The sequence below is a fragment of the Empedobacter sp. UBA5528 genome (genome assembly GCF_002426075.1).
Classification (GTDB): Bacteria; Bacteroidota; Bacteroidia; order Flavobacteriales; family Weeksellaceae; genus Empedobacter; species Empedobacter falsenii_B.
This window is the reverse complement of the sequence record NZ_DINY01000026.1, coordinates 49,266-72,511: the sequence shown is the minus strand read 5'-3', so window position 1 is coordinate 72,511 and position 23,246 is coordinate 49,266. Positions and strand designations below refer to the sequence as shown.

At 31.2% G+C, this 23,246-nt stretch carries 25 protein-coding genes and 1 riboswitch; of the genes, 9 read left to right on the top strand and 16 right to left on the bottom strand.

The window, feature by feature from the left end:
- The 11 genes from B4L98_RS05890 to B4L98_RS05835 all read right to left on the bottom strand — a co-directional run.
- The coding region (locus B4L98_RS05890; RefSeq protein WP_291048153.1) for a hypothetical protein at window positions 1-263 on the bottom strand (263 nt) is incomplete at its 3' end.
- Between the two features lie 92 nt (window positions 264-355).
- Window positions 356-1,609 (bottom strand): MFS transporter, encoded by a 1,254-nt coding sequence (locus tag B4L98_RS05885; RefSeq protein ID WP_286496264.1) that lies wholly within the window; start codon window positions 1,607-1,609, stop codon window positions 356-358.
- A 154-nt stretch (window positions 1,610-1,763) separates the two neighbouring features.
- A complete protein-coding gene (gene ribB, locus B4L98_RS05880) occupies window positions 1,764-2,426 on the bottom strand; it encodes a 3,4-dihydroxy-2-butanone-4-phosphate synthase (RefSeq protein WP_114999705.1) in 663 nt (220 codons plus the stop codon).
- Window positions 2,427-2,557: 131 nt separating this feature from the next.
- A riboswitch (FMN riboswitch) is annotated at window positions 2,558-2,686 on the bottom strand.
- A 461-nt stretch (window positions 2,687-3,147) separates the two neighbouring features.
- Complete coding sequence (locus B4L98_RS05870; protein WP_291077762.1) at window positions 3,148-3,564, bottom strand: SGNH/GDSL hydrolase family protein; 417 nt, start codon at window positions 3,562-3,564, stop codon at window positions 3,148-3,150.
- A 6-nt stretch (window positions 3,565-3,570) separates the two neighbouring features.
- Window positions 3,571-4,980, bottom strand: a complete 1,410-nt coding sequence (locus tag B4L98_RS05865; RefSeq protein WP_280037369.1) for a radical SAM protein — start codon at window positions 4,978-4,980, stop codon at window positions 3,571-3,573.
- A 46-nt stretch (window positions 4,981-5,026) separates the two neighbouring features.
- Window positions 5,027-5,260 (bottom strand): hypothetical protein, encoded by a 234-nt coding sequence (locus B4L98_RS05860; protein ID WP_114999703.1) that lies wholly within the window; start codon window positions 5,258-5,260, stop codon window positions 5,027-5,029.
- Window position 5,261: 1 nt separating this feature from the next.
- Entirely contained in the window at window positions 5,262-5,462 is a 201-nt protein-coding gene (locus B4L98_RS05855) for a hypothetical protein (protein WP_114999701.1), read from the bottom strand.
- Window positions 5,462-6,208 (bottom strand): prolipoprotein diacylglyceryl transferase, encoded by a 747-nt coding sequence (locus B4L98_RS05850; RefSeq protein WP_312067361.1) that lies wholly within the window; start codon window positions 6,206-6,208, stop codon window positions 5,462-5,464. Before B4L98_RS05850 ends, B4L98_RS05855 begins: the two co-directional genes overlap by 1 nt.
- A 94-nt stretch (window positions 6,209-6,302) precedes the next feature.
- Window positions 6,303-7,136: a 1,4-dihydroxy-2-naphthoyl-CoA synthase gene (locus B4L98_RS05845; protein WP_114999699.1), complete on the bottom strand. Its 834-nt coding sequence runs from the start codon at window positions 7,134-7,136 to the stop codon at window positions 6,303-6,305.
- Between the two features lie 249 nt (window positions 7,137-7,385).
- Window positions 7,386-9,428, bottom strand: a complete 2,043-nt coding sequence (locus B4L98_RS05840) for a M16 family metallopeptidase (protein WP_286496265.1) — start codon at window positions 9,426-9,428, stop codon at window positions 7,386-7,388.
- Window positions 9,429-9,442: 14 nt separating this feature from the next.
- Window positions 9,443-10,765 (bottom strand): M16 family metallopeptidase, encoded by a 1,323-nt coding sequence (locus B4L98_RS05835; protein ID WP_291058874.1) that lies wholly within the window; start codon window positions 10,763-10,765, stop codon window positions 9,443-9,445.
- A 219-nt stretch (window positions 10,766-10,984) separates the two neighbouring features.
- Between B4L98_RS05835 and B4L98_RS05830 the strand changes: the two genes are divergently transcribed.
- The 4 genes from B4L98_RS05830 (at window position 10,985) to B4L98_RS05815 (ending at window position 14,552) form a co-directional block, all read left to right on the top strand.
- Complete coding sequence (locus B4L98_RS05830; protein ID WP_291077760.1) at window positions 10,985-11,788, top strand: sulfite exporter TauE/SafE family protein; 804 nt, start codon at window positions 10,985-10,987, stop codon at window positions 11,786-11,788.
- An 8-nt stretch (window positions 11,789-11,796) separates the two neighbouring features.
- Window positions 11,797-12,384 carry a methyltransferase domain-containing protein gene (locus tag B4L98_RS05825; RefSeq protein ID WP_291077758.1) on the top strand — a complete coding sequence of 196 codons (588 nt, stop codon included), beginning with the start codon at window positions 11,797-11,799 and terminating at the stop codon, window positions 12,382-12,384.
- 137 nt (window positions 12,385-12,521) lie between these two features.
- Window positions 12,522-13,961, top strand: a complete 1,440-nt coding sequence (locus tag B4L98_RS05820; RefSeq protein WP_291077756.1) for an MBL fold metallo-hydrolase — start codon at window positions 12,522-12,524, stop codon at window positions 13,959-13,961.
- Window positions 13,962-14,039: 78 nt separating this feature from the next.
- The gene (locus B4L98_RS05815; protein ID WP_180906231.1) at window positions 14,040-14,552 is read left to right on the top strand and encodes a hypothetical protein; all 513 of its coding nucleotides are present in this window, start codon (window positions 14,040-14,042) and stop codon (window positions 14,550-14,552) included.
- Window positions 14,553-14,567: 15 nt separating this feature from the next.
- On the opposite strand, the gene B4L98_RS05810 is transcribed toward B4L98_RS05815, so the two are convergent.
- Complete coding sequence (locus B4L98_RS05810) at window positions 14,568-15,809, bottom strand: glycosyltransferase (RefSeq protein WP_291077754.1); 1,242 nt, start codon at window positions 15,807-15,809, stop codon at window positions 14,568-14,570.
- 99 nt (window positions 15,810-15,908) lie between these two features.
- Between B4L98_RS05810 and B4L98_RS05805 the strand changes: the two genes are divergently transcribed.
- Complete coding sequence (locus tag B4L98_RS05805) at window positions 15,909-16,310, top strand: hypothetical protein (protein ID WP_180906228.1); 402 nt, start codon at window positions 15,909-15,911, stop codon at window positions 16,308-16,310.
- A gap of 70 nt (window positions 16,311-16,380) precedes the next feature.
- On the top strand, window positions 16,381-16,962 hold the full coding sequence (locus B4L98_RS05800) for a tRNA-(ms[2]io[6]A)-hydroxylase (protein WP_115001228.1): 582 nt from the start codon (window positions 16,381-16,383) through the stop codon (window positions 16,960-16,962).
- 45 nt (window positions 16,963-17,007) lie between these two features.
- Here the strand turns inward: B4L98_RS05800 and B4L98_RS05795 are convergent, their stop codons facing one another.
- Window positions 17,008-17,388 (bottom strand): hypothetical protein, encoded by a 381-nt coding sequence (locus B4L98_RS05795; protein WP_291077751.1) that lies wholly within the window; start codon window positions 17,386-17,388, stop codon window positions 17,008-17,010.
- 5 nt (window positions 17,389-17,393) lie between these two features.
- On the bottom strand, window positions 17,394-18,038 hold the full coding sequence (locus tag B4L98_RS05790) for an MgtC/SapB family protein (protein WP_291077749.1): 645 nt from the start codon (window positions 18,036-18,038) through the stop codon (window positions 17,394-17,396).
- Between the two features lie 105 nt (window positions 18,039-18,143).
- Here B4L98_RS05790 and B4L98_RS05785 point away from each other — a divergent pair, with 105 nt between their 5' ends.
- The 3 genes from B4L98_RS05785 (at window position 18,144) to B4L98_RS05775 (ending at window position 20,393) form a co-directional block, all read left to right on the top strand.
- Window positions 18,144-19,175, top strand: coding sequence for an LLM class flavin-dependent oxidoreductase (locus tag B4L98_RS05785; RefSeq protein WP_291077747.1), 1,032 nt, complete (start codon window positions 18,144-18,146; stop codon window positions 19,173-19,175).
- A gap of 70 nt (window positions 19,176-19,245) precedes the next feature.
- On the top strand, window positions 19,246-19,908 hold the full coding sequence (locus B4L98_RS05780) for a DUF2490 domain-containing protein (RefSeq protein WP_291077746.1): 663 nt from the start codon (window positions 19,246-19,248) through the stop codon (window positions 19,906-19,908).
- Window positions 19,909-20,054: 146 nt separating this feature from the next.
- Entirely contained in the window at window positions 20,055-20,393 is a 339-nt protein-coding gene (locus B4L98_RS05775; protein ID WP_291077745.1) for a DUF6150 family protein, read from the top strand.
- Window positions 20,394-20,492: 99 nt separating this feature from the next.
- On the opposite strand, the gene B4L98_RS05770 is transcribed toward B4L98_RS05775, so the two are convergent.
- The gene (locus B4L98_RS05770; protein WP_280061999.1) at window positions 20,493-21,047 is read right to left on the bottom strand and encodes a biliverdin-producing heme oxygenase; all 555 of its coding nucleotides are present in this window, start codon (window positions 21,045-21,047) and stop codon (window positions 20,493-20,495) included.
- Between the two features lie 3 nt (window positions 21,048-21,050).
- Complete coding sequence (locus B4L98_RS05765; protein ID WP_280062000.1) at window positions 21,051-23,231, bottom strand: ATP-binding protein; 2,181 nt, start codon at window positions 23,229-23,231, stop codon at window positions 21,051-21,053.
- Window positions 23,232-23,246: the final 15 nt, after the last annotated feature.

Genomic DNA, 23,246 nt, shown 5'->3' with positions numbered 1-23,246 from the left:
TTAACAAGGGGAAGATTACAGTATCTGTTTATAAAATCTAAGATGTAAAAATCTTTATAGATATTATTAATAGGACTACTTCCTTCATAACATAAATAATTATGTTTAGGTTTTAAAAAGCGAATTGATTCTTTTTCGAAGTTATTCTTGATTGTAAAGTGTATCATATTATTTTCGACTTTATCAACCTTTATTTTAATTTCATCCTTATTACAACTCAACAAACCAAATCCTAAAAGTAAAAAGTAAACAATAGATTTCATTGATAATTATTTTCTTAAAGATAACAAAAAAGCGAATCAATTGATTCGCTTTACTTTATTTTAAAACCTTTACTTCTTTTTATCTTAATATTTTATTCTAAGGTTACTTTTCGAATAGGTTTGATGAAAAATGCAATTAAAATTACGGTTAAAATTGTCATTGTTCCACCAAAAATAATTCCTGGAACTAACCCTAAAAATGTTGCAGCAATTCCACTTTCTAAAGCTCCTAATTCGTTAGAAGAACTCACAAATATTGAATTGACAGATGAAACACGACCTTTCAAATTTTCGGGCGTTTTAATTTGTAAAATACTTTGACGAATTACCATCGAAATTGCATCAAAAGCACCTCCAAACATCAAAATCACAAAACATAAATACAGATTTTGACTAAATCCGAAAGATATAATGCAAATACCAAACATTGCGACTGCTCCCAATAATTTTGGTCCAACATTTCCTTTTAATAAACTTGGAATCATCGACAAGAAAAACATCATTATAATCGATCCAATTCCATGTGCTGAACGTAATAATCCAAAAGCTTCAGAACCTTGATTCAATACTTTTTCAACGAAAGCTGGTAACAACGATTCTGCTCCACCAAAGAAAACCGCAAACATATCCAAACTCAAAACAGCTAATATAATTGGCGTTCCCCAAATAAATCTCAAACCTTCTTTGATACGTATCATTGGCGATTCTGTCGATTCTGATTCTGATATTTCTGCTGGTTTTTTAGAAATTAATAATATCATCACCATCGAAATACACATAATTGTAAAAGCGGTTATCAAAGCGGCTTCAATACCAAATTTTGCTAAAATAACTCCTCCTGCCAAAGGTCCTAAAACTGATCCAATCATAAATGCAGACGAAGAAACTGGAATTGCTTTTGTGTAGTTTTCTTTACGGACAACTAAGGCTAAAAGTGCAAATAAAGCTGGTCCGCTAAAGGATCTTGTCAATCCTAAAATGAAAAATGCAAAATAACAGATTCCCAAATAAACAGGAATTCCGATTGCTTGGCGAACTGACGGAAAGTTAACAATCATCAAGACAAAAGAAGCGGTCATAAAACAACCAATACTTCGTACCAAGATCATCCGTTTATCCAATTTATCGACCAATTGTCCCGCATAAAAAGCAGTTAAAAGAATTGGTAAAAACTCGGCTAAACCAATTAATCCAAGAAAAATTTCTTTCTGAGTGACTTTAAAAATTTCGTACGCAACAGACGTACTCTGAATGAATAAAGCAAAGATTAAGGAAAACCTTAAAAATATGAATGGAATAAATTCTTTATTTTTCCAAACGGATGGAACTTTCTCCTCTGATGTCATTTTGTAATTTGAATTTTAAGTTTTTAAATGTACATTGATTTTATTCAAAATTACCTTGATTTTGGATAATAAATTTTGTATAAAATCAAAAAAAATCTTCGTGTATTTCTACCCGAAGATTTTTGAAAGTTTATGATGTATTTTATTGTTTAATTTAAGCGAATTCTAATTGTTTTTTCTCCTCTAATTGAAGACGATATTCGTAAATATCCTCAATTGTCAAAACAGTCATTTCATGTTTTTCGGCAAAATCTATAATTTGCGGAACTTTCGCCATTGTACCATCAACATTTGTCAATTCGCACAAAACTGCTTCATTTCCTAAACCTGCTAATTTCACAATATCAATACTTCCTTCTGTATGTCCTCGACGTTCCATAACGCCTTTTGGACGAGCAATTAAAGGAAAAACATGTCCAGGTCGATTAAGGTCAGTCGGTTTTGCAATTGGATTAATTGCTGTTTTTATCGTTTGTATACGATCGGCTGCAGAAACACCAGTTGTTACACCTTCTTTTGCTTCAATAGTTACTGTAAATGCAGTATGAAAACGTGAGTTATTGTTTTCGACCATAGGATTTAGCTCCAATTCATCTGCTTTTTCTTGTGTAAGACACAGACAAACAATACCGCTACATTCACGAATCAATAAAGCCATATCAGGCGCAGTAATTGTGGAAGCAGGAAAAATGATATCACCCTCGTTTTCACGATTTTCATCATCAATTAATAAAATTCCTTTTCCGTTTTGTAGATCTTTTATTGCATTTGCAATTCTTTCATTGGCTGTTGAGCCAAATTGTGTGATTGTTTTCATTTGATTTTTGTTTTATCATGAAACATCACTTCAGGGCGAAACACATTGTTAAGTAATAAGCTCAAAGTTGTGCGTCATGAGTTTTTCACTCAGAACTTAACACTTATCACTCATGACTTTCAGTTGTGTTCAATTTTCTTCTCTCATCCAGACTATACTGTCGGTTTTGGAGTTTCACCAAATCAGTCCAATAACAGTTGTTAAAGGAGTCGCGGACTATAACCGCCGGTAAGGAATTTCGCCTTGCCCCGAAGAAAATTTCGTTTGTTAATACTAATTTTTTATTTGAAAAATTACCATAAACTTTCGCGAACAAAGTTACAAAACCAAAATGAGTTATTTATAATGAATAAAGATTATTTTGTTTACTATCAATAAAAACCATATCTTCATTAAAACACTAATAAAATGAAAAACAAAGCATTAAGAATAATTCTGAAAATTGGTTATTACGCTTTATGCGGATATTTAGTTGGATTATTAATTTCTTAGATCTCACCAACTGGAACAAGCCAAAACGCACCATTTACATGTATAGCTGGATCAATGACTTTTTTATTTTTTAAAGATTATATCATTCCATATTACAGAAGTCAAATTCAACAAAAATAGATTTTACAAATATTTCTCTACAATCGGTTTGATTTGATTTGCGATAAATTGATATCCTTTTTCATTTGGATGAATACCATCTTTTGAAAGAAATTCTTCTTTAGTTGAATTAAAACNNAGGAACTTTTATTCCATCAACCGTTTTAGAGATTGGTAAAATACTTATCACATAAATGTTAACTGTAAATTCTTTTGCTTGAGAAATTACTTCAAAAAGATTTGATTCAAAATTAACAAGAGAAACCAATTCTAAATCATTTCTTTCAGCTAAATCATTTGCGCCATAAAAAAAGAAAATTAGATTTTCGTCAGGAGAAAAGCGCGCTTTTGTCTCAACTTCAAATCGTTTCATTAAACCTTCTGTTGTCTCTCCTCCTATTCCGAGATTAAAACAATTGACTTCGTTTGCATTGTTATTATAAAACTCAGCATGGCAATAACGTTTCAAAATTTCTACATAACCTCCCAAAACCCCGTCATATTCGCCGTAGGTAATACTATCTCCAAAAAATAAGCAATTTGTCATCATCATCTAAAACAACACTTTATCCTCTTTTCTCAATTCTTCTAAATAAGCAGCTTTTTCGTCACGATAAAATAAATTCATTGTTTCGAATGGAATTAATTTCAAATCTTTGTTGACGATATGTACGCAAGACTTTTTAACAGCACGAACATCAAAATCATGTGCATCCATAAAATTCAAAATGATTATTCGGAACAAATTATCGTAATCTAAATCCAATTCGGGCGCGCAAACTTCTGGTAAACAACAAAGCAACTGATTCATTTTTGGTTGTACTTTATCCACAGAAATTCCTGTGCTAAAAATATCCAACAACTGTACTTTCAATTCTTCATCTTGTTCGTAAACAATTGTATTTTTTGATTCGTTATTCAATAAATCGGCAGGATTTATATAGCGTGTTAACGGAATTACCTCGTCATTTAATTTTAACATATATCCCATTGCCAAAGCATCAGGATTACACGAAACCGGAATAATATCATCTCCATTGAAAAGAGGATATTGATTCAGAATCTCTTGACGAACTTCCGTTAAGGTAATTTTTTCATGAATAGAGTCTTCTCTGTTTCGGCCTGCAATTTCTACAGGTTGAAAAGTAACTCCACGTACACATTTTTGTTTTAAAGCAAAATCGATGATTTTTCCAATTTCATCCGTATTTTTATCTTTTTGAAGAACAACAACCAAAGTTGTAGAAAGATTTAATTCATTCAATTTTTCTAAAGCTTTCATTCGAACATCTGTCAAATCTTTTCCTCGAAAATCTTCTAAAACTTCTTTTTTAAATGAATCAAATTGTAAATAAACTTCAAATTCTGGTGCATAAGTTGCTAATTTTTCTGCAAAACCTGGATCATTCGCAATTCTAATTCCGTTTGTATTCAACATCAAATGTTTAATTGGTTTTGATTTTGCAATTTCCATAATCTCAAAAAATTGTGGATGAATTGTTGGCTCTCCGCCACTAATTTGAACCACATCGGGTTCGCCTTCATTTTTAACAATGGTATCAAACATCGCTTCTATTTGCTCTAAACTACGATGAGAACCGTAATGTGGCGATGACATGGCGTAACAAGTAGGGCACGTTAAATTGCATCGATCCGTCACCTCAACAATTGATAAACACGAATGTTGCTCGTGATCGACACACAAACCACAATCGTACGGACAACCATATTCTACATCTGTCTCAAAATGCAAAGGCATTTCTGATGCTTTATTGTAATTTCTTATGTTTTTATAATAATCGACATCCGTTGCTATTTTTGTTTTGAAGAAACCATGATCTGGACAACGTTTTGTCATAAAAACATTCTCGTCCTCGATAATAATTTTTGCACCAACACGTTTTAAACATTCTGGACAAAGTGAAATTGTATAATCGTAATACGTGTAATTTCTAACCGGCATAATATAAGTTTTAAGTAGATTTAAGTTTTAATGAAAGGTACGATGTTTACATAGATCCACAAACCATTCCTGAAATAATAAGTGTAACCAATGCACACATTCCAAAAATCATTAAATAGTATTTTGAAGATTTACTTTTTCCAGAAATAGAATTTATGATTAGCGAAATTACTGTTCCAACAGCGCCTCCAATAAGTGCAATTACTGCTAAAATTGCTATAATAACATAAATAAAATCGTTTCCAAATCCTCCTTCTGCAAATATTACTGAATATATCATATTAGTTTCCAATTAAAATTAAGCCACAAATTGAACCCGAAGCAAGTAAAATCCCTATTCCCCAAACCATTAGTTTTAGAGACATTTCTACACTTTCTATCTCATTTTTATTCTTTGTAAATAAGTACAAAATAAAACCTGCTACAGAAAGTACAGAACCAATAAGAAGTAAAATAAAAACAATTGTAAATAAAGATTCCATTAGTTAGATTTAAGTTGTGATAACTTAAAGATATAATAAAAAATAACACCAACACAAGTAATTTGAATAGAACTTAATCCTAAAAAAATGGGATGTATTGGTTTGATAAAATCTAAACAGAAACGAAACACAAAATAAGCCAGCATAAAGATTTGAAACAAATATCCAGAAGGATAAATATATTTTTTCTGAACGATTTTTAAAACTATCCAAAGCAAAATAAGGTAAACAATTTCGTACAAAGCAACTGGATGACGTAACAATCCATCGCCTAAATCCATTCCGAAAATAGATGTTGTTTCTATTCCATATGTTTGTTCATAAACGCCTGTTAAAAAGCAACCAATTCGTCCAATTATCATCGCTAAAATCAAAGGAAAAGTAATCAAATCGCCTGTACTTTCTTTGTATCTAATTATCTTTTTTGTGAGTTCTACACCAATTAAACCAAAGGTTAAACCACCTATGATTGTGTTACTTGTCCAGAAAAAGAGAAAAGGATTTTCTGCATCCAAAAGAGCTTGCGGATTTTCTAATGTTCCAATTATTTTAGAGCCCAAAAGCGCTCCAATTAATGCGCCTATAATTATACTAAACGATTGTGTTGTCGATAAACTTGATTTGTTTCGTTTTCGTAGAAATGCATAATAACGCATCGCAATAAAAATTCCGACCGATTCGAGAATAGGATGAACTAAGACTGAGTGTCCAAAAATTTCAATGGATACAGGAAAATCTATTATCACAAATTAATTAGGTTTTGAGTAAAAGTAATTGATTTTATAGAAATAAAAAAAGCGATGTTAAACATCGCTTTTCGTTTATATTTTGAAAATTTTCTTATCTAAATTTTGAAAAATCTCTTGGACGTTTTTCTAAGAATGCATTACGACCTTCTACAGCCTCTTCTGTACCATATGCAAAACGTGTGGTTTCTCCTGCAAAAATTTGTTGTCCAACTAAACCATCATCTACCAAATTGAATGCATATTTCAACATTTTAATTGCTGTTGGCGATTTTGTTAAAATCTCTTGTGCCCAATCAAAAGCAACTTGTTCTAACTCGTCATGCGGAACAACTAAATTTACCATTCCCATATCGTAAGCCTCTTGTGCAGAGTAATTCAATCCTAAGAAAAAGATTTCACGGGCACGTTTTTGACCAACTTGTTTTGCCAAATAAGCCGAACCGTAACCACCATCAAATGAAGCTACATCTGCATCAGTTTGTTTGAAAATCGCATGTTCTTTAGAAGCCAATGTCATGTCACAAACCACGTGCAAAGAATGTCCTCCTCCTACTGCCCAACCATTTACAACGGCTACAACAACTTTTGTCGAAAAACGAATTAAACGCTGAACTTCTAAAATATTCAAACGTCCAACACCATCTTGTCCTTCATAACCTTTTGCACCACGAACGCGTTGATCACCTCCAGAACAAAAAGCCCAACCACCATCTTTTGCAGATGGTCCTTCTCCTGTCAATAAAATTACACCAACTTCACGATCTTCTTCTGCTAATTGAAAAGCATCTAATAATTCGAAAACAGTTTTCGGGCGAAATGCATTACGAACTTCAGGACGATTAAATGCTATACGCATTACTCCATCACATTTCTTGAACGTGATATCTTCGTACTCCTTTACCGTTTGCCAATTGATTGTTGCCATTATATATTTTGTTTTTTGATTAAAAATTTCTCAAAAATAAGATTTATTCATTTTTAAAAAGAATTTTCAGTTATTAATCTCAAGTTTTTCTACGCAATTCTAGCATACGCTGATCTATAATCTCTTGATACTCTTCTTTAATTACCTTATTTTTTGCGCTAAGAGGTTTTATTCATCATAGTGGTATAAAAAAAGACAATCCGAAAAATACGAATTGCCTTTTAATTTGAAAAATATTTAAAAGAATTGTTATTTAAAATCTGCGTCAGAAACGTTTTTATTAATTTCTACTGATTCAATTACTATTTTAGCTGTTTGAGGTCCAGCTTCTGTTAAAATTTCTGTTGGCATTAAAATACCTTCAAAAGTTTTATATCCTTTGTTTATCGTCGTCGCAATCATTTCTCCTTGTGGAGATTTCATTTTTTGTTCAGACTTCATTAACAAGCCAGTTTTTACATCATAATAATCTGTACGAGAAATATCTGCAGCAACAACTTTGTAATATTCAACTCCGTTTTCAGAAACGATTCCTTCTACTTTAGCCGATTTATAACCTTCTGACAATGGTACAAACAAAGAATTTGTTTTCTTTAAAGGATCTGTCATTTCAGCTGGTAAATCAAATTTTTGTCCTTGAAAAACAAACCCTTTCTCACCATCAAAAATTTGTTTAATAATAAGTCCACCTATATTATAACTTACAAAAGTTTTATTAGGCGCAGCAGATTTAGATATATATTCTCCATTTCTACCCATCATGTCAATTTTTCCTTTTTGAGCAATCGATTTTACAGCTTTCACTTTGTCCGTACCACCAATAGCTTTGAAAAAATTATCTGTAATTTGAGCAACTGAAACAGTTGTAGTTTTTGCACCAGAAGTTGGTTTATCTATTTTATTTCCGAAAGAATCGTAGTAATTAACTGAGTAACCTAATTTTTCTAAAGCTGGTGCAATTTGCTCTAATTTACCTGTTACATTGATTTTTGCTTGATCTGGACGGAAATATTTTTTCGAAACACGTAAAACATCATCAATTGTTACAGCATTTATATTTTTGATATAATCTGCATAAAAACTATCTGATAATTGATTTGTCTTTTTCGTTAAAGCCTGGTTAGCAACCGTAGAAGGACTTTCTAAAGTCAAGATAAAGTTTCCTAAGAATTTTGCTTTTACATCATTCAACGTTTGTTGATCAATTTTGTTTAACGTCATTCCTTTAATTTCTTTCATCGTCTCAACGATAGCAGAATCCGTCACTTCGTTACGAACAGTTGCATTAGTATTGAAACGTCCAATGTAACGAGAATCAGAAACTCCACCACGTGCACCATATGTCCAACCATGCGCTTCACGAAGATTCATATTCAATTTCGAATTAAAATCGCCTCCCAAAATAGACGACGCAATTAACGCTGCATAATAATCTGGATCTTTCTTTGTCAACTGAACTGGATACGAAACTGAGACCACAGATTGCACTGCGTTAGGCATATTAATCGCATTTAATTCCGTTTTTGTAACTTCTTCTACTTTTGGAAATGCTGGAATATTTAATTTTCCTGTTTGCCAAGAATCAAAGTTTTTCTCCGCCAATGCTTTTACATCTTTTGTCGAAATATCTCCAACAACAATCAAATAAGCATTGTTTGGTTTGTAGTAGGTATTGTAGTAATCCTTCACATCTTGCAATGTAATTTTCTCAATTTGGGCTGGTGTATCAAATTCTGAGAAAGGATTATTTTTTCCATAAACTAATATATTCGAAACGCGAGATGCTGCTGCTTCTACAGATTTTTCATTCGACTTTAAACCTTCGATGTAACGTTTTTTAACATCAGCAAATTCACTTTCAGTAAAGTTTGGATTCATAGCTCCATCAGCCATATAACCAAAAATCTCGTTAAAATACTTAGTTAAAGAACTTGCAGAAGCTCCTTCTTCCCAAAAATTAACGCGAGCTCCTAAAAACTCAATACGTTTATTGAAATCATCTTTCGATTTTGTTTTTGTTCCTGTTCCCAACATTTCGCCCAACAAAGACTCTGCTCCTTTTTTTGCACCTAATGCATATGGAGGATTATCGATTGTTAATGTAGCAGAAACTCGTGGTAATTTATGATTTTCAACAACGATAACTGTTAAACCATTTTTTAATTTGAATTCGTTCGATTTTCCTAAATTAACCGTCGGTGCTGGACCTGGTTTTGGCATTGGAATCGCCACTTGCGCATTTAAGCTAACTGCCATAAAAGCGATTGCAAGAGATAATATTTTTGTTTTCATAATTCGGTTGTTTTTTATTTTGCAGCTTTTTTAGATTCTGGTAAATAATGAATAATTACACGTTGGTTTTTGTTTAGATACTTTTTAGCAACATTGCGAATATCTTCTCTTGTTACAGATTGATAAACTTTCAATTCTTCGTTGATTTTATTTGTATCTCCGCCCAACATATAAGCATCCGCTAAAGCATGTGCAATGTTTTGAACACCCGATTTTGAAGCCACAAAACTATTTTCAATTCCATTTAAGATTTTTTGGTAATCTTCTTCAGAAATCAAATTTGTTTGAACTTTTTCTATATCTTGTTGTAAATCTCCTTCTAATTTATCCAAAGAAACTTCTCCTTGAGGTAAAATTCCGATTGAATAAATTCCGTAATCTTCCATTTGACGATTGAAAGCAAATATTTGTAATGCTTCTTTTTTCTCGTCAACATATTTTTTATATAAAACTGATGATTTTCCACCTGTTAAATAGCTTGATAACATTTCTAATGCATAAGCATCTTTTGATTTGTTATCTGGCGTACGATAATTAATCGCCAATAAAGGAATCTGAATATTTGCATCATATTCTGTTCCACGAATTTCTGATGTAATTGGATCTTCCTTCACAACAGTTTTCACAACATCTTTTCCTCTTGGAATTACACCAAAATATTTCTCAATTAATTTCTTTGCTTCGTCTTTATTAAAATCACCCGCAACAACTAATACAGCATTATTTGGCACATAAAAAGTTTGACTAAAGTGTTTGAAATCGTCTAATTTTGCATTACTCAAATCCTCAAAAGAACCAATTACACTCCAACGGTAAGGATGTTTTTTGAAAACATGAGGATTAACCGCTTCTCCGTACGAAAATTTACCATAAGGTTGATTGTCTAAACGAGAACGTTTTTCTTCTTTTACAACTTCTTTTTGTGTATCGACGCCAATTTGATTGATGATTGGTTGACGCAAACGATCAGATTCCATCCATAATCCTAATTCTAAATTATTTGATGGAAAAGTTTCGTAATAATATGTTCTGTCCGTTGTTGTATTCGCATTGTTAGAACCTCCATGAGAAGAAACAATTTTGAACCATTCACCTCTCTTAATATTCTCTGTTCCTTCAAATAATAAATGCTCAAAAAAGTGTGCAAAACCTGTTTTACCAACTTGCTCATCTTTCGAACCTACGTGATACATAACACCTGTTGTAATAACTGGAGCAGAATTATCTTGATGAAGGATAACATGCAATCCGTTTGCTAGAGTATACTCATCAAATTTTATTTGCTGACCAAATAATGCTGATCCTGCAAATAAGATAGACATAAAAATTTTCTTCATTTAGTATTTTTTAAGTTTTTATCTATTATGCTTATGTAACATTAGTAGCAGTTTTTTTGAAAATGTTACACCAAATTTGCATAATAATTAAAAAAAGTAAAATAATATACGTCTATTGATTTAGTAGGCATTTGTATTAATTTACAACAATATTTCATAATATACCTATAGTAATTGTTATTGTATTTGCTATAGATTTGTAAAAATCGAGAGAAAAAAATGGATTTTATAGAGTTTTTTGGTTTTGTAGGTGCCTTCTTCATCGGATTAATTATGGGAGTTCTTGGTGGTGGTGGATCTATTTTAGCCGTTCCTATTTTAGCGTATATTTTTCATTTCGACGAAAAAATTGCTACTGCTTATTCATTATCCATCGTTGGATCGACAGGATTGATTGGAGGAATAAAGCAAGCTTCGCAAAAAATGGTTGATTGGAAAGTCGTTTTTCAATTTGGATTACCAGCTGTTGTTGGAATTACATTGGTTCGTGCATTTTTAATTCCTGCCCTACCAAGTAATTTATTTTCTATAGGCGATTTTATCGTCACACGTCGAATGGCAATGTTTGGTTTATTCGCTATTCTGATGGTTTTCGCAGCTATTTCTATGTTAAAAGGTAAGAAAGAAGAACAAATTAATCAGAAAAATGATAAGCTAAATCCTCTTTTATTAATTCAAGGATTTTTAATCGGAGGATTAACAGGAATGGTTGGTGCTGGCGGTGGTTTTTTGATTGTTCCGGCATTAATGATGGTTGCAAAATTAGATATGAAAAGAGCTTCGGCAACTTCGTTGGTAATTATTGCCATCAATTCACTTATCGGATTTTTTATTGGTGATGCTTTACACATCAAAATTGATTGGAGTTTTTTGAGTGTTTTCATTGGAATTTCTATGGTTGGAATTCTTGTCGGAACCTACATCAACAAATTTTTACCAGTACAATTTCTAAAACGAACATTTGCAATCTTCATTATTTTAATGGCAATTTTTATGTTCATCGAAGAATTTATAATTCAATAATTTAAAGTATGGAACTGAACGAAAATTTTTGGAACGATAAATACATCACAAATCAAACTGGTTGGGATTTAAAAGCTCCTTCTACTCCACTAAAAGAGTATATCGATCAATTGGAAGATAAAAATATCAGAATTCTGATTCCAGGTTGTGGAAATGCTTACGAAGCAGAATATCTTTTGGAACAAGGTTTTACGAATATTACATTGATTGATATTTCGGAAATTGTAGTTGAAAAAATCAAAGAAAAATTTAAACATAATCCCAATATCAAAGTTCTTCATCAAGATTTTTTTGAGTTAGATGGTGAATTTGATTTGATTTTAGAACAAACTTTTTTCTGTGCGTTAGATCCAAAATTACGTCAAAGTTATAGCATCAAAATGAACGAACTGTTAGCCGAAAACGGAAAATTAGTTGGTGTATTATTCAACAGAGAATTCGGAAATAACACGCCACCTTTTGGAGGTGATAAAACTGAATATCAGACGTATTTCAACGATTATTTTGATTTCAAAGTCATGGAAAATTGTTACAATTCTATTCCGCCAAGAGCAAAAACTGAATTATTTATTAATCTAAAAAAGATTGCCAAATAACCTATGATTTCATTCATAAATTTTAAGTTAACTATCAATCTTATTTGAGTTTAAATAGAAGAAAAGTATCAGAATTCATCCATCAGAGGAAAATTCTAAATTTAAATATTTGTATTTTTACACACTAAATCATTCTTATGAAAATTGAACAAATTTACACCGGATGTCTTGCGCAAGGTGCTTATTATATAGAAAGCAATGGTGAAGTTGCAATTATTGATCCGTTGAGAGAAATACAATCTTATATCGATCAAGCGACAAAAGACAATGCAAAAATCAAATACATTTTCGAAACGCATTTTCATGCAGATTTCGTTTCAGGACATGTAGATTTGGCGCAAAAAACTGGTGCTACAATTATTTATGGTCCAACTGCGGAACCAAATTTTGATACACATATCGCAACTGATGGCGAAGTTTTTTCTTTAGGAAATATAACTATTACAGCTTTACACACACCAGGTCATACCATGGAGAGTACAACGTATTTATTGAAAGATGAAAACGGTAAAGATTATGCAATTTTTACAGGAGATACTTTATTTATTGGTGATGTTGGTCGTCCAGATTTAGCTCAAAAATTAAATACAGACTTAACGCAAGAAAAATTAGCTGGTTATTTATTTGATTCTTTACGAAACAAAATTATGCCTTTAGCTAATGATATTATCGTATATCCTGCACACGGAGCGGGTTCTGCTTGTGGAAAAAACATGAGTAAAGAAACTTTTGATTCGCTAGGACATCAAAAAGAAGTGAATTATGCTTTGAATCCTTCTATGACAAAAGAGGAATTTATTACTGAATTAACTTCAGGATTAATGCCTCCTCCATTCTATTTTCCAGAAAATGTAATGATGAACAAATTGGGTGTTGAATCTTTGGATGTAGTGAAAGAACGTGCGAATAAAGCTTTATTTCCAGACGAATTTATGCAAGTTGCGGAAGATACAAATGCGTTAATTTTAGATGTTCGCGATCCTCAAACTTTTGCAGCTGGATTTATTCCAAACTCCATCAATATTGGAATTAGAGGAAATTTTGCACCTTGGGTTGGTACATTAATCACAGATATCAAACAACCAATTTTGTTAATTGCAGAAATTGGTGAAGAAGAGGAAGCGGTAACACGTTTGGCTCGTGTCGGATATGACAATGTAATCGGATTTTTGAACAATGGTTTCCAAGCTTGGGTTGAGGCTGAAAAAGATTTCGATGAAATTGTTTCGGTTTCTCCAGAAGAGTTTGTAGAGTTAGTTGATGAAACTGAATTAAAAGTTTTGGACGTTCGTAAGCCAGGTGAATATGAAACTTCTCACGTAGAAGGTGCAATTACAGCTCCTTTAGATTTCATCAATGAATCTATGAAATTAATCGATCCTGAAGAAACCTATTTAGTACATTGTGCAGGAGGATATCGTTCAATGATTTTCTCTTCAATTTTACGCGCTCGTGGTTACGAAAATTTGATTGACGTTGCTGGAGGTTTTGGTAAAATAAAAGAAGTTGAAGGTGTTAAAATTGTAGAAGGAACTTCGCCTTGTCAATCAGGAAATAATTCTTGTTCAACGAAATAAACAATTTATTTTAAATAATAACGTTATAGCCTTGGGATAATCAAGGCTTTTTTTATATTCGTCATCTAAATTCATCCAATGAAAAAATTGTTATTCATCGCCTCTCTTTTTACATGTATTACCGCTTTTGCTCAACAGAAAATACATGGAGCTGAATCGTTTGCGTTAACTATTCCAAAAGATTTTCAACGTACAGTTGGGTTAAATGATTATGCAACTATTCAATTTGAAAGTCTTGCTCCAAAGCCGAATTCGTATGGATTTGTGATTTTTGAACACAAAGATGAATTAAAATTGGCAGATTCTAATTTGGATATGATTGATTATACGCTAAATTCTATCGAGCCATATAAAACACAAAAAGGGTTTAATTATATCAAAAAACCTTATGTTGCCTACGAACAGGGATTCAATTATGCTTATACCGAATTTGAAACAAATGATCCCGAATCTGGACATATTTATTTCTTGCAAACTGTAATCGAAACGAAAGAATTTGTCTATCAGATTTTACAATATTGCAGTTTCGAAAATCAAGAAATAATGAAAAGCGATTTTGTCAAAATTGTAAATAGCTTCAAAGTAGAATAATCAACAAAAACCACCCTATTTCGAAAGGTTTTTGTTTTTCTGTTCAATCCAAAGTGACATATATTTTGTACTTTGATGATGATGATGTTGCAAAATTTGACCAATAAAATTTTGATTTCGATGTTGGATTAAATTTGCTTCAATCGATTTAATTTTCTCTAAAAAATCAGCTTCAAATTTATTTTTATTGTAATTCTCGTTCAGAATTTTGATTCCATTTTGTTGAGCAATTTCCCACTCTTTCTCATTATTGTAAAGCAAAATAGCTTTCTCCACAAACGCTTCAAAATCATCTTCTACAAAACCATTCCAATCAAAATTATCTTTCATTGCTTCTGCTCCAATCGTAGTCGTAACCGAAGGAGTTCCAGTTTGCATTGCATCCACAAACTTTCCTTTTACACCAGCGCCAAAATTAATCGGCGCCAACAAAACTTTGTAATTTGACATCGTTTCTTGCGCATTTTCTGCTCTACTTTTGATCAAAAATCGTTCGGAAGGATTATTTAATTGCAAAACTTTTTGCGTTGCATAAGCACCGTAAATATGTAATTCAGCTTTTGGAAATTTCTTTCTCAGAATTGGCCAAACTTCTTTTTTTAAGGTTTGAACACAATTAAAATTAGGTTCGTGAATAAAATTTCCGATAAACATAAAATGTTCTCTTTCTTCAAAATTTTTCCAAGAATTGATTTTTTCATCTGTAATTTCATCTTCTAAAAAAGGTAAATAATACAAGATTTTTTCATCAATTTTAAATTGATTTTGTAAAATTTCAATTTCCTTTTTCGAAATCATCAACGATAAATCACAACGTAAAATAGAAGCTATTTCTCGTTTTGCTAAATCAGAAAATAATAAATCTTCTGTAAATTCTATTCCTTTTTTAGTTGCTTCTTGTCGCACATTTCGTAGAAAATGTAAATCTTCTGTATCCAAAATCTTCAACGCATTTGGACATTCTTTTGAAACTCGCCAACCATATTGTTCTTCAATCATAAAACGATCAAAAAGAACAATTTCAGGATTTAATTCTCTCACAAAATCATCAAAACTTTCATCATTTAACTGAATTTCAACTTCTTTTACACCTTTAGAAATCAAATCAAAACTATAATCAGATTTTGAAGCAGCACACGCAAAAGTTATCTCAAACTCAGCTTTTTTGAAACAATCAATTAACTGAATCATTCGAGTTCCTGCCGCAGAAGAAGTTGGTTCTGGCCAAACTTGACCAATGATTAAAAGTTTTTTCATCCCACAAAATTACGCTTTCTGTTTCTTAATTGGAAGATTAAATATTATGCATCCAATTTGGCTTATTTTAATGTAAATTTGCAACTAAAATTATATAAAATGTCTTATCAAACTGTTTTTGAAGAATTTTTCGAACAAGTAAAATCAAGTATCAAAGAAGGAACTTTTGCAAAATTGACAATGGCCAAAACTATTGGAGATACTGATCTTAAAAATATTTTTGTTCGTTTACATCTTTTAGAAAATAATGAGTACAATTTTGCCTTCACTTTTCGTTATAAAACTGAAGAAGTTGAGCAATTTCATAGTGTTGACCAGACTTTTTTGATTTTGAGTTCTTACATCAAAAATCCATTTACAAACGCTTTATTATTTACAACAGAGAAAGATTTAATTTTTAAAGTGAACAAAAAAAATGCTGCAAGTTTGACAGAACAAGCACCAACATTTAAACACGCATCGGATGTGATGTTAGAAATGATTGAAAAGAAAATCATTTAATAGACGATTTTTTACATTCAATCTTTAAACAATATAATTTCGTAAATTTGGATTTAATATTTTTCGAAAAATGCTTGGATTAAAACTTTTGACAGACCCACGTTGGGCTGATATTGCGGAAAGAAATTTAGAAGAAATTTTAACGGATCATGCGTGGTGTGAGCAAAAAGCGGCAACAAATGCAATTACAATGATTGCGTATAATTCTGAACATGACGAATTTATTCAAGAAATGTCAGATATTGCCATCGAAGAAATGCAACATTTCAAAATGGTTGTAGAAATTATCGAGCGTCGTGGATACAAATTAGGTCGCGAGCGCAAAGATGATTACGTTGGTCAGTTGATGAAATTTTGTAAAAAAGATGGTTCTCGTAATATGGCTTTTGTGGATCGTTTGTTATTCGCAGCGATGATTGAAGCTAGAAGTTGTGAACGTTTCAGAACATTATCTCAAAATATTAATGACGAAGAATTAGCAAAATTTTACTATGATTTGATGGTTTCGGAAGCAAATCATTACACAACTTTCTTAAATTTTGCTCGAAAACTTTCCACTGATGTTGATGTGGACAAACGTTGGAAAGAATGGTTAGATTTTGAAGGAAATTTGATTCAATCTTACGGAAATAAAGAAGCGATACACGGATAGAATTTAGATAATAAAAAAGTGAAATCAAGGTTTGATTTCACTTTTTTATTCGACATAAATCAATCGACAAGGAACGTCCAAATCTTCCGTCAAATAATAACTACAACACAAGCGATGATAACCATCTGCAATGATTAATTCGTTTGCAGATCGCACCAATAAAATTGGAGAAAGCTTTTTATTCGCTTTTATTTTTTTGAAATTCTCTTGAACATGTCTATTTTCCAAAGGAAGTAAACTCAATTTACTCGCTCTGAAAATGTCTTTGGATTTTTTTATGATTGTTTCAGCTTCCGATAATTTATTTACAAGCGAAGCAGCTATTTCAGGCTTAAAAATTAATTCCAAATAATCTTGCGCAGCGGGAAAATCGTGCTCTTCTGGTTCATCTAACCAAATATTTTTGTCATCTGTTATGTTTTTCATTCTAATTAAAATTGATAGGTTTTTATAATTTTATCATCTAATAATTGTTTCATCAACATTTTATGTTGTTTACTTTTACCTCTAACCAACCAAGTTGTAGAAACATTTCCATCTGTAGCATGTTGCTTAGCAACAGAAAATTTTAAATCAAATTTTTTAAATAATGTTTGACAATATTCATATTCTTCTTTCGACTTTGTTAGAATTGTATAATTTTTAATTTTATGGTAATCATCAATATAATTTTGAAGATAAGTTAATCCAACCAAAATAATCAAAACGATAACACTTCCCAATAAACCTAAATAAACATAACCCGCGCCAATGCACATTCCCAACGACGCAGTCGCCCAAATAGTAGTTGCGGTCGTAATTCCTGCAACTTTATTATCGTCCTTAAAAATTACTCCGGCTCCTAGAAATCCAATTCCCGTGATGATATTTGCTGCCAATCGATCTGGATTTTCTACTCCAATTCGGATCGAAAGAATTGTGAACAAACAAGATCCAAAACTAACTAAAATGAATGTTCTTAATCCGGCAGATTTGTTGCGATATTCTCTTTCCGTACCGATCAAAACGCCAATTATAATCGATATACAAATTAAAATCAAATCATTTTGAACCGATTTTGCTAAAAATTCTTCCATAACAGAATATATACATTAAATATACAAATTTGATCTTTTATTAACTATCCTACATCAATTTAAATCTAAAATTCTATACGTAAATTTGACTAAATCTAAAATAGTATGGAATTAGGAATAGGAATGTTTGGCGATCTACATATTGATCCTAAAACTGGTTATACGCAAACTCCTCAACAACGTATGAGCGAGATTATAGAAGAAGTAAAATTGATGGACGAAATTGGATTAGATTTCTTTGGAATTGGAGAGCATCATCGTCCTGATTATGCAGTTTCATCTCCAGAAATTATTTTGGCTGCTTTGTCTACAGTTACAAAAAATATTAAGTTGGGAAGTGCCGTTTCTGTCATCAGTTCTACAGATCCTGTAAAGTTATATCAAGACTTTGCAAGTGTTGACAATTTATCGAATGGTCGTGCTGAAATTATAGCTGGACGCGGTTCATTCATCGAATCTTTCCCTCTTTTCGGTTATGATTTAAACGATTACGATGCTCTTTTTGATGAAAAACTTCGTTTACTTTTAGATTTAAATAATAACGAAGTAATCAATTGGCGCGGAAATTTTAGAATGCCAATTATTAATCAAAGTGTTTATCCAAAACCTGTGCAAGAAAAACTACCTATTTGGATTGCTGTTGGCGGAACAAAATCATCAATTGTACGTGCTGCAACATTAGGTTTACCTATTATTTTTGCTATTATTGGAGGCAACCCAGCTGATTTTAACTATCTGTTCGAAATTTATAAACAAGTTTATATCGAAAATGGTCATGATATTAAAACGATGCAAATTGGCGTTCACATGCACTCTTTTTTTGGAGAGGATAGCGAAAAAGTTGCTGAAGAATATTTTCCAATTTATGGTGCACAAATGAATAGAATTGGAGCAAGTAGAGGTTGGCCAAAATATACAAAACCACAGTTTGACTATGGACGTTCTACGAATGGACATTTGATTGTTGGAGACGCTTCTTTGGCGGTTGATCGTATTTTGAAATATCAAGAAATGTTTGGTTTAACTCGCTTTTCTGCTCATATGGATGTTGGAGCACCAAATCATTTGGATATGATGAAATCTATCGAAATTTTTGGGAAAGATATTTTACCAAAAGTTAAAGAGGCAACAAAATAAATTTTAAATATACTGACAAAAGACACGAATCGTTTTCGTGTCTTTTTTTATTTTCGTTAAAATTGAATGAATGAAGAAAATATTAGCCAGTTTTATTGTTTTAGCCAACTTCGGTGTACAGGCACAAGAAAGTAATTTTAGGACTTGGAGTACCTTAAATATCAATCAAAAAATCAATAAAGATTTTAATTTTCAATCGGATATACAATATCGTTCGTACGAAGATTTAGATCAATTACAACAACTTTTGATTCGAGGGGGAATAGGATACAATTTAACCGAAAATAACAATACAATTTTAGCTGGTTACGCCTACATTCAAAACAGAACTCCTACTGCTACAAATGATTATGCTCATAGTCACGAACATCGTTTGTATCAACAATTCAATACAAAACATGCTTTACAACGTTTTAATTTCGCGCATCGATTTCGTGTTGAAGAACGCTTTTTAGAAAATGATACACAATTTAGATTTCGTTATCAATTGACTGCAACTGTTCCGCTAAATAATGCAAAATTGATCGAAAATACGTGGTATTTGAAAGCGTATAACGAAATCTTTTTGCAAGCTGTAAAAGATAAAACATTTGATAGAAATCGACTTGGTTTAAGCTTTGGTTACGTTATTTCGCCAACTTTTAGTTTGGAAGCTGGTTACATGTTACAAAGTCAGAAAACATCACATACCGATCATTTGATGATTGGATTGACGATTAATAATCCGTTTTAGATTTTAGATTTTAGATNNAGATTTTAGATTTTAGATTTTAAGAAATAACGAAAATTTATGTAATCGATTTTCTATTTAATGGTAATTCTTTTTAATTTTTATTCTGAAATAGTTTATCTTAGTTAACTTGATTTACACTTGATTATATGAAAATTTTACTAAGTCTTTTAATAACATTTCTATTTTTTTCTGCACAAACAAATGCACAAACCGTCTTCAGTGTAAATCTAAAAAGTAAGGCTGATGTAAAAGTATTTGTGGTAAAGACAGAAGCACAAGCAGATTTGAAAGTTTTCAAATTAAATTCTTCTTCAAAAGCAGACAGTAACAACGGAAAATGGTTTTTCACAAAATATGAAAGTCAAGCAAAATTCAACATCTATTTTGTAGATTTAGCCAGTCAAGCAGATGTAAAAGTTTTCTTTGTGAAATATGAAAGCCAAGCTGGTTGGAGAAACAAAAGTAAAATGTATTATTTTTATTGATTACTAATATAATTATTCTAATCAATAATTTTAATTACTTCATAAAAAAATAAGACCTCTTTAGTTTCTACTAAGAGGTCTTATTTAAAAATATTTTTTCTAAGCAAAACTTATCAAATCTTCGTAGGCTTTTTTAGCGCCTTCAAAAACTTGTTGTTGCTCTTCTTCAGTTGTAAATTCTTGATTGATATAACCAATAAATGTTTTCCAGATTTGACCAAGGTTTTCACCATAATGTCCAAAATAATTGAAACTTTTATTCTCTAAAAATGGATATTTTTTCAGTGTTTTTGCAATAACATTTCCACCAAGCATAGAACCTTCTATCACATACAAAGCTCCAATTGCTTCGGCTCTATTTTGTAATTCAAATTGTTTTGGCACATTCAATTCTTCTAAGCCCAACTCATTGATATCTTGTTCAATCAAAGATAATTTATTCAATTTTGTTAAGGCTAAATTTTTTAAATCATTGTCATTCAAAAGTTGTTTAATAGAATCTTCGTACGATTTTAGAAAAATATGATTAACCTGCAACATTTTATAATAATTTTTATCTGTAAATGTGCTGTTGAACAACTTATTCGACTCTAATTTATCTTCAATTTCTTTGTGATAAATTGCTGTTTTTTCTTTTAAATAATCAGATAGCATTAGTTAGTTTTTTTTAAATGTTAATATAAAAGTAGTTCCATCACCAACTTTACTCTCAAAAGATATACCACCATTCATTCTGTCCATCATTCTGTGTGCAATCGAAAGTCCAACTCCGTTTCCAGAAATGTTTCCAGTGTTAGACATTCTGCTAAATAACTTGAACATTTTATTATAATCTTCTTCTTTTATTCCAATTCCGTTATCTTTTATTTTGAAAATGACTTCTTTATTATTGATTTCAGATGATATTTCAATCTTTGGATGTTTTGCTTGAGAAGAATATTTTATTGCATTACCAATAATATTCAGAAAAACCTCATAAAACATCGTTTTATCCCCCAAAACATTATGTATTTCTTCTACAACAACTTCAGTATTGTTAATTTTATAATACAACAAAACATCATGTATAATCTTTTCTATGATTGGTTTTGTTTCGATTGTAGACAATACAATTTCTGATTTTTTAGCTTTACTCAACGCCAAAAGATCCTGCATCATTTGTGTCATTCGATCAATTTCTTCAATAACACTTTTTAATCTATCATTTTTAATTTCATCATCTTTTAAACTTCTTTGAAGCATCTGACAATTCAATTTCATCACCGATAATGGTGTACGTAAATCATGAGAAACTGTATAGGTAAACGAGTCTAATTCGTCATTTATTTCTTTTAATTGTTCATATAAACTATGAATTTTGAAAGACTGTAAATGAAGTGTTTCTATAATTAACTTAATCACTTCTTTCGCAACATATTTCTCCTTATCTAACCAAATAAACGATTTATTCTTAATATTCTCTTGCCAAATCTTGAAAGAAGTTCGAGGAGAAAAACTATGTATTTCATCGCCATTTATAACATCTACATTTTTAATTTTACTTGGTTCTCCAGCCCAATTTAAGGTTTGAATTTGTTCTTTTTTGAACCAAATAATAAAATGTTCGTAAGTTTGATTTAGAAAACAAAACATTACACCAGCCGAACTTGGACTAAGCCTAAGCTCTTGTCCATAATCTAGATAAAAAGTATTCGAGGTAAATAAACGTGCTGAGTTTCTTTTAAATGCCCATTCTTTTATTCTCAAAATTTCTTCTTTATCTGGCGTTTCGCCTTCTACAAAAACATCGTCAAAATTAACCAATGCAATTCCATCTGCCTTTGTAAGATTAAGAACCTCTTTTAGATTATTGTTCATTGATTGTTGAAGATTTTCTTCTGTTAAAAGATTCTCTTTCAGTTTAATCGCTGTTTCGTTAAAATGATTTTGGAACTTTAATCGTTCAGTTGATTTAAAATTCACATAAGTCAACCTTGCTTGACGCGTCAATAATTCGGTTTGCAAACGAACTTGATTTGGAATAAATTTTGGCTTGGAATTCTGACATGCTACAATTCCCCACAATTTTTCGTTAATTACAATAGAAATAGAGAAACTTGCTTCACAATTAGCATTGCGTAAATACTGTAGATGTATCGGAGAAAGTGCTCTAACAGAAGAGTACATCAAGTTTATTTTTTGATAATTCTCATTACCAATTAAAATGATTCTTTTGCTGTCAACATCTGCAACCAAACGGCTTTTTTTCTCTAAATACAGTTGACGTGCTTGTTTAGGAATATCAAATTCGGGAAAACGCAAACCCATATAAGAATCTAATCCCTTATCAATTTCTTCCGCTATAACAACTCCACTACCATCTTCCAAAAATTTATACAACATTACTCTCTCGTAATGAATCAAACTCTTGATAGACGAAATTAACAAATCCCAAGTTGAGCTTATAGACTTAGAGTACAGGATTTGTTCAGAAAAATTATAATAAGCTAATCTGTTTTCTAAAATAATTAATTCTTCTAACTCTAAATAAATCAATTCATCAAAATGATAAACTGTTAAATGGTAGGTTTTTGAATTAACTTTTGTGTTAGTTCGGTAAAATTCACCTTGTTCTAAATTCAAAATCTCATCAAAATCAAGCTCAAAATCATGAAGTTGATTAATATGTTGGCTTAATATCTTTTCGGTAGAAATTTCAAATAATTCATCAATATTTTGAGAAAAAAATTCAATTTGATGCGAATTTTTATGAATTCCTATCAAATATCCAAAAGGTTGAATTTCGTTGAGAAACTGAATTTCTTCGTCTTCACAATTTTTGATGATTTGGTTGATCATATAAATGGTTTAGGA

What these genes read in the sequence shown, in the direction of transcription:
- B4L98_RS05805 (WP_180906228.1), top strand. Translation starts at nt 15,909, where the DNA reads ATGTCTTATCAAACTGTTTTTGAAGAATTTTTCGAACAAGTAAAATCA.
- B4L98_RS05840 (WP_286496265.1), bottom strand. Translation starts at nt 9,428, where the DNA reads ATGAAAACAAAAATATTATCTCTTGCAATCGCTTTTATGGCAGTTAGC.
- B4L98_RS05785 (WP_291077747.1), top strand. Translation starts at nt 18,144, where the DNA reads ATGGAATTAGGAATAGGAATGTTTGGCGATCTACATATTGATCCTAAA.
- B4L98_RS05790 (WP_291077749.1), bottom strand. Translation starts at nt 18,038, where the DNA reads ATGGAAGAATTTTTAGCAAAATCGGTTCAAAATGATTTGATTTTAATT.
- B4L98_RS05855 (WP_114999701.1), bottom strand. Translation starts at nt 5,462, where the DNA reads ATGGAATCTTTATTTACAATTGTTTTTATTTTACTTCTTATTGGTTCT.
- ribB (WP_114999705.1), bottom strand. Translation starts at nt 2,426, where the DNA reads ATGAAAACAATCACACAATTTGGCTCAACAGCCAATGAAAGAATTGCA.
- B4L98_RS05835 (WP_291058874.1), bottom strand. Translation starts at nt 10,765, where the DNA reads ATGAAGAAAATTTTTATGTCTATCTTATTTGCAGGATCAGCATTATTT.
- B4L98_RS05765 (WP_280062000.1), bottom strand. Translation starts at nt 23,231, where the DNA reads ATGATCAACCAAATCATCAAAAATTGTGAAGACGAAGAAATTCAGTTT.
- B4L98_RS05810 (WP_291077754.1), bottom strand. Translation starts at nt 15,809, where the DNA reads ATGAAAAAACTTTTAATCATTGGTCAAGTTTGGCCAGAACCAACTTCT.
- B4L98_RS05830 (WP_291077760.1), top strand. Translation starts at nt 10,985, where the DNA reads ATGGATTTTATAGAGTTTTTTGGTTTTGTAGGTGCCTTCTTCATCGGA.
- B4L98_RS05780 (WP_291077746.1), top strand. Translation starts at nt 19,246, where the DNA reads ATGAAGAAAATATTAGCCAGTTTTATTGTTTTAGCCAACTTCGGTGTA.
- B4L98_RS05825 (WP_291077758.1), top strand. Translation starts at nt 11,797, where the DNA reads ATGGAACTGAACGAAAATTTTTGGAACGATAAATACATCACAAATCAA.
- B4L98_RS05885 (WP_286496264.1), bottom strand. Translation starts at nt 1,609, where the DNA reads ATGACATCAGAGGAGAAAGTTCCATCCGTTTGGAAAAATAAAGAATTT.
- B4L98_RS05775 (WP_291077745.1), top strand. Translation starts at nt 20,055, where the DNA reads ATGAAAATTTTACTAAGTCTTTTAATAACATTTCTATTTTTTTCTGCA.
- B4L98_RS05845 (WP_114999699.1), bottom strand. Translation starts at nt 7,136, where the DNA reads ATGGCAACAATCAATTGGCAAACGGTAAAGGAGTACGAAGATATCACG.
- B4L98_RS05800 (WP_115001228.1), top strand. Translation starts at nt 16,381, where the DNA reads ATGCTTGGATTAAAACTTTTGACAGACCCACGTTGGGCTGATATTGCG.
- B4L98_RS05770 (WP_280061999.1), bottom strand. Translation starts at nt 21,047, where the DNA reads ATGCTATCTGATTATTTAAAAGAAAAAACAGCAATTTATCACAAAGAA.
- B4L98_RS05820 (WP_291077756.1), top strand. Translation starts at nt 12,522, where the DNA reads ATGAAAATTGAACAAATTTACACCGGATGTCTTGCGCAAGGTGCTTAT.
- B4L98_RS05860 (WP_114999703.1), bottom strand. Translation starts at nt 5,260, where the DNA reads ATGATATATTCAGTAATATTTGCAGAAGGAGGATTTGGAAACGATTTT.
- B4L98_RS05795 (WP_291077751.1), bottom strand. Translation starts at nt 17,388, where the DNA reads ATGAAAAACATAACAGATGACAAAAATATTTGGTTAGATGAACCAGAA.
- B4L98_RS05865 (WP_280037369.1), bottom strand. Translation starts at nt 4,980, where the DNA reads ATGCCGGTTAGAAATTACACGTATTACGATTATACAATTTCACTTTGT.
- B4L98_RS05815 (WP_180906231.1), top strand. Translation starts at nt 14,040, where the DNA reads ATGAAAAAATTGTTATTCATCGCCTCTCTTTTTACATGTATTACCGCT.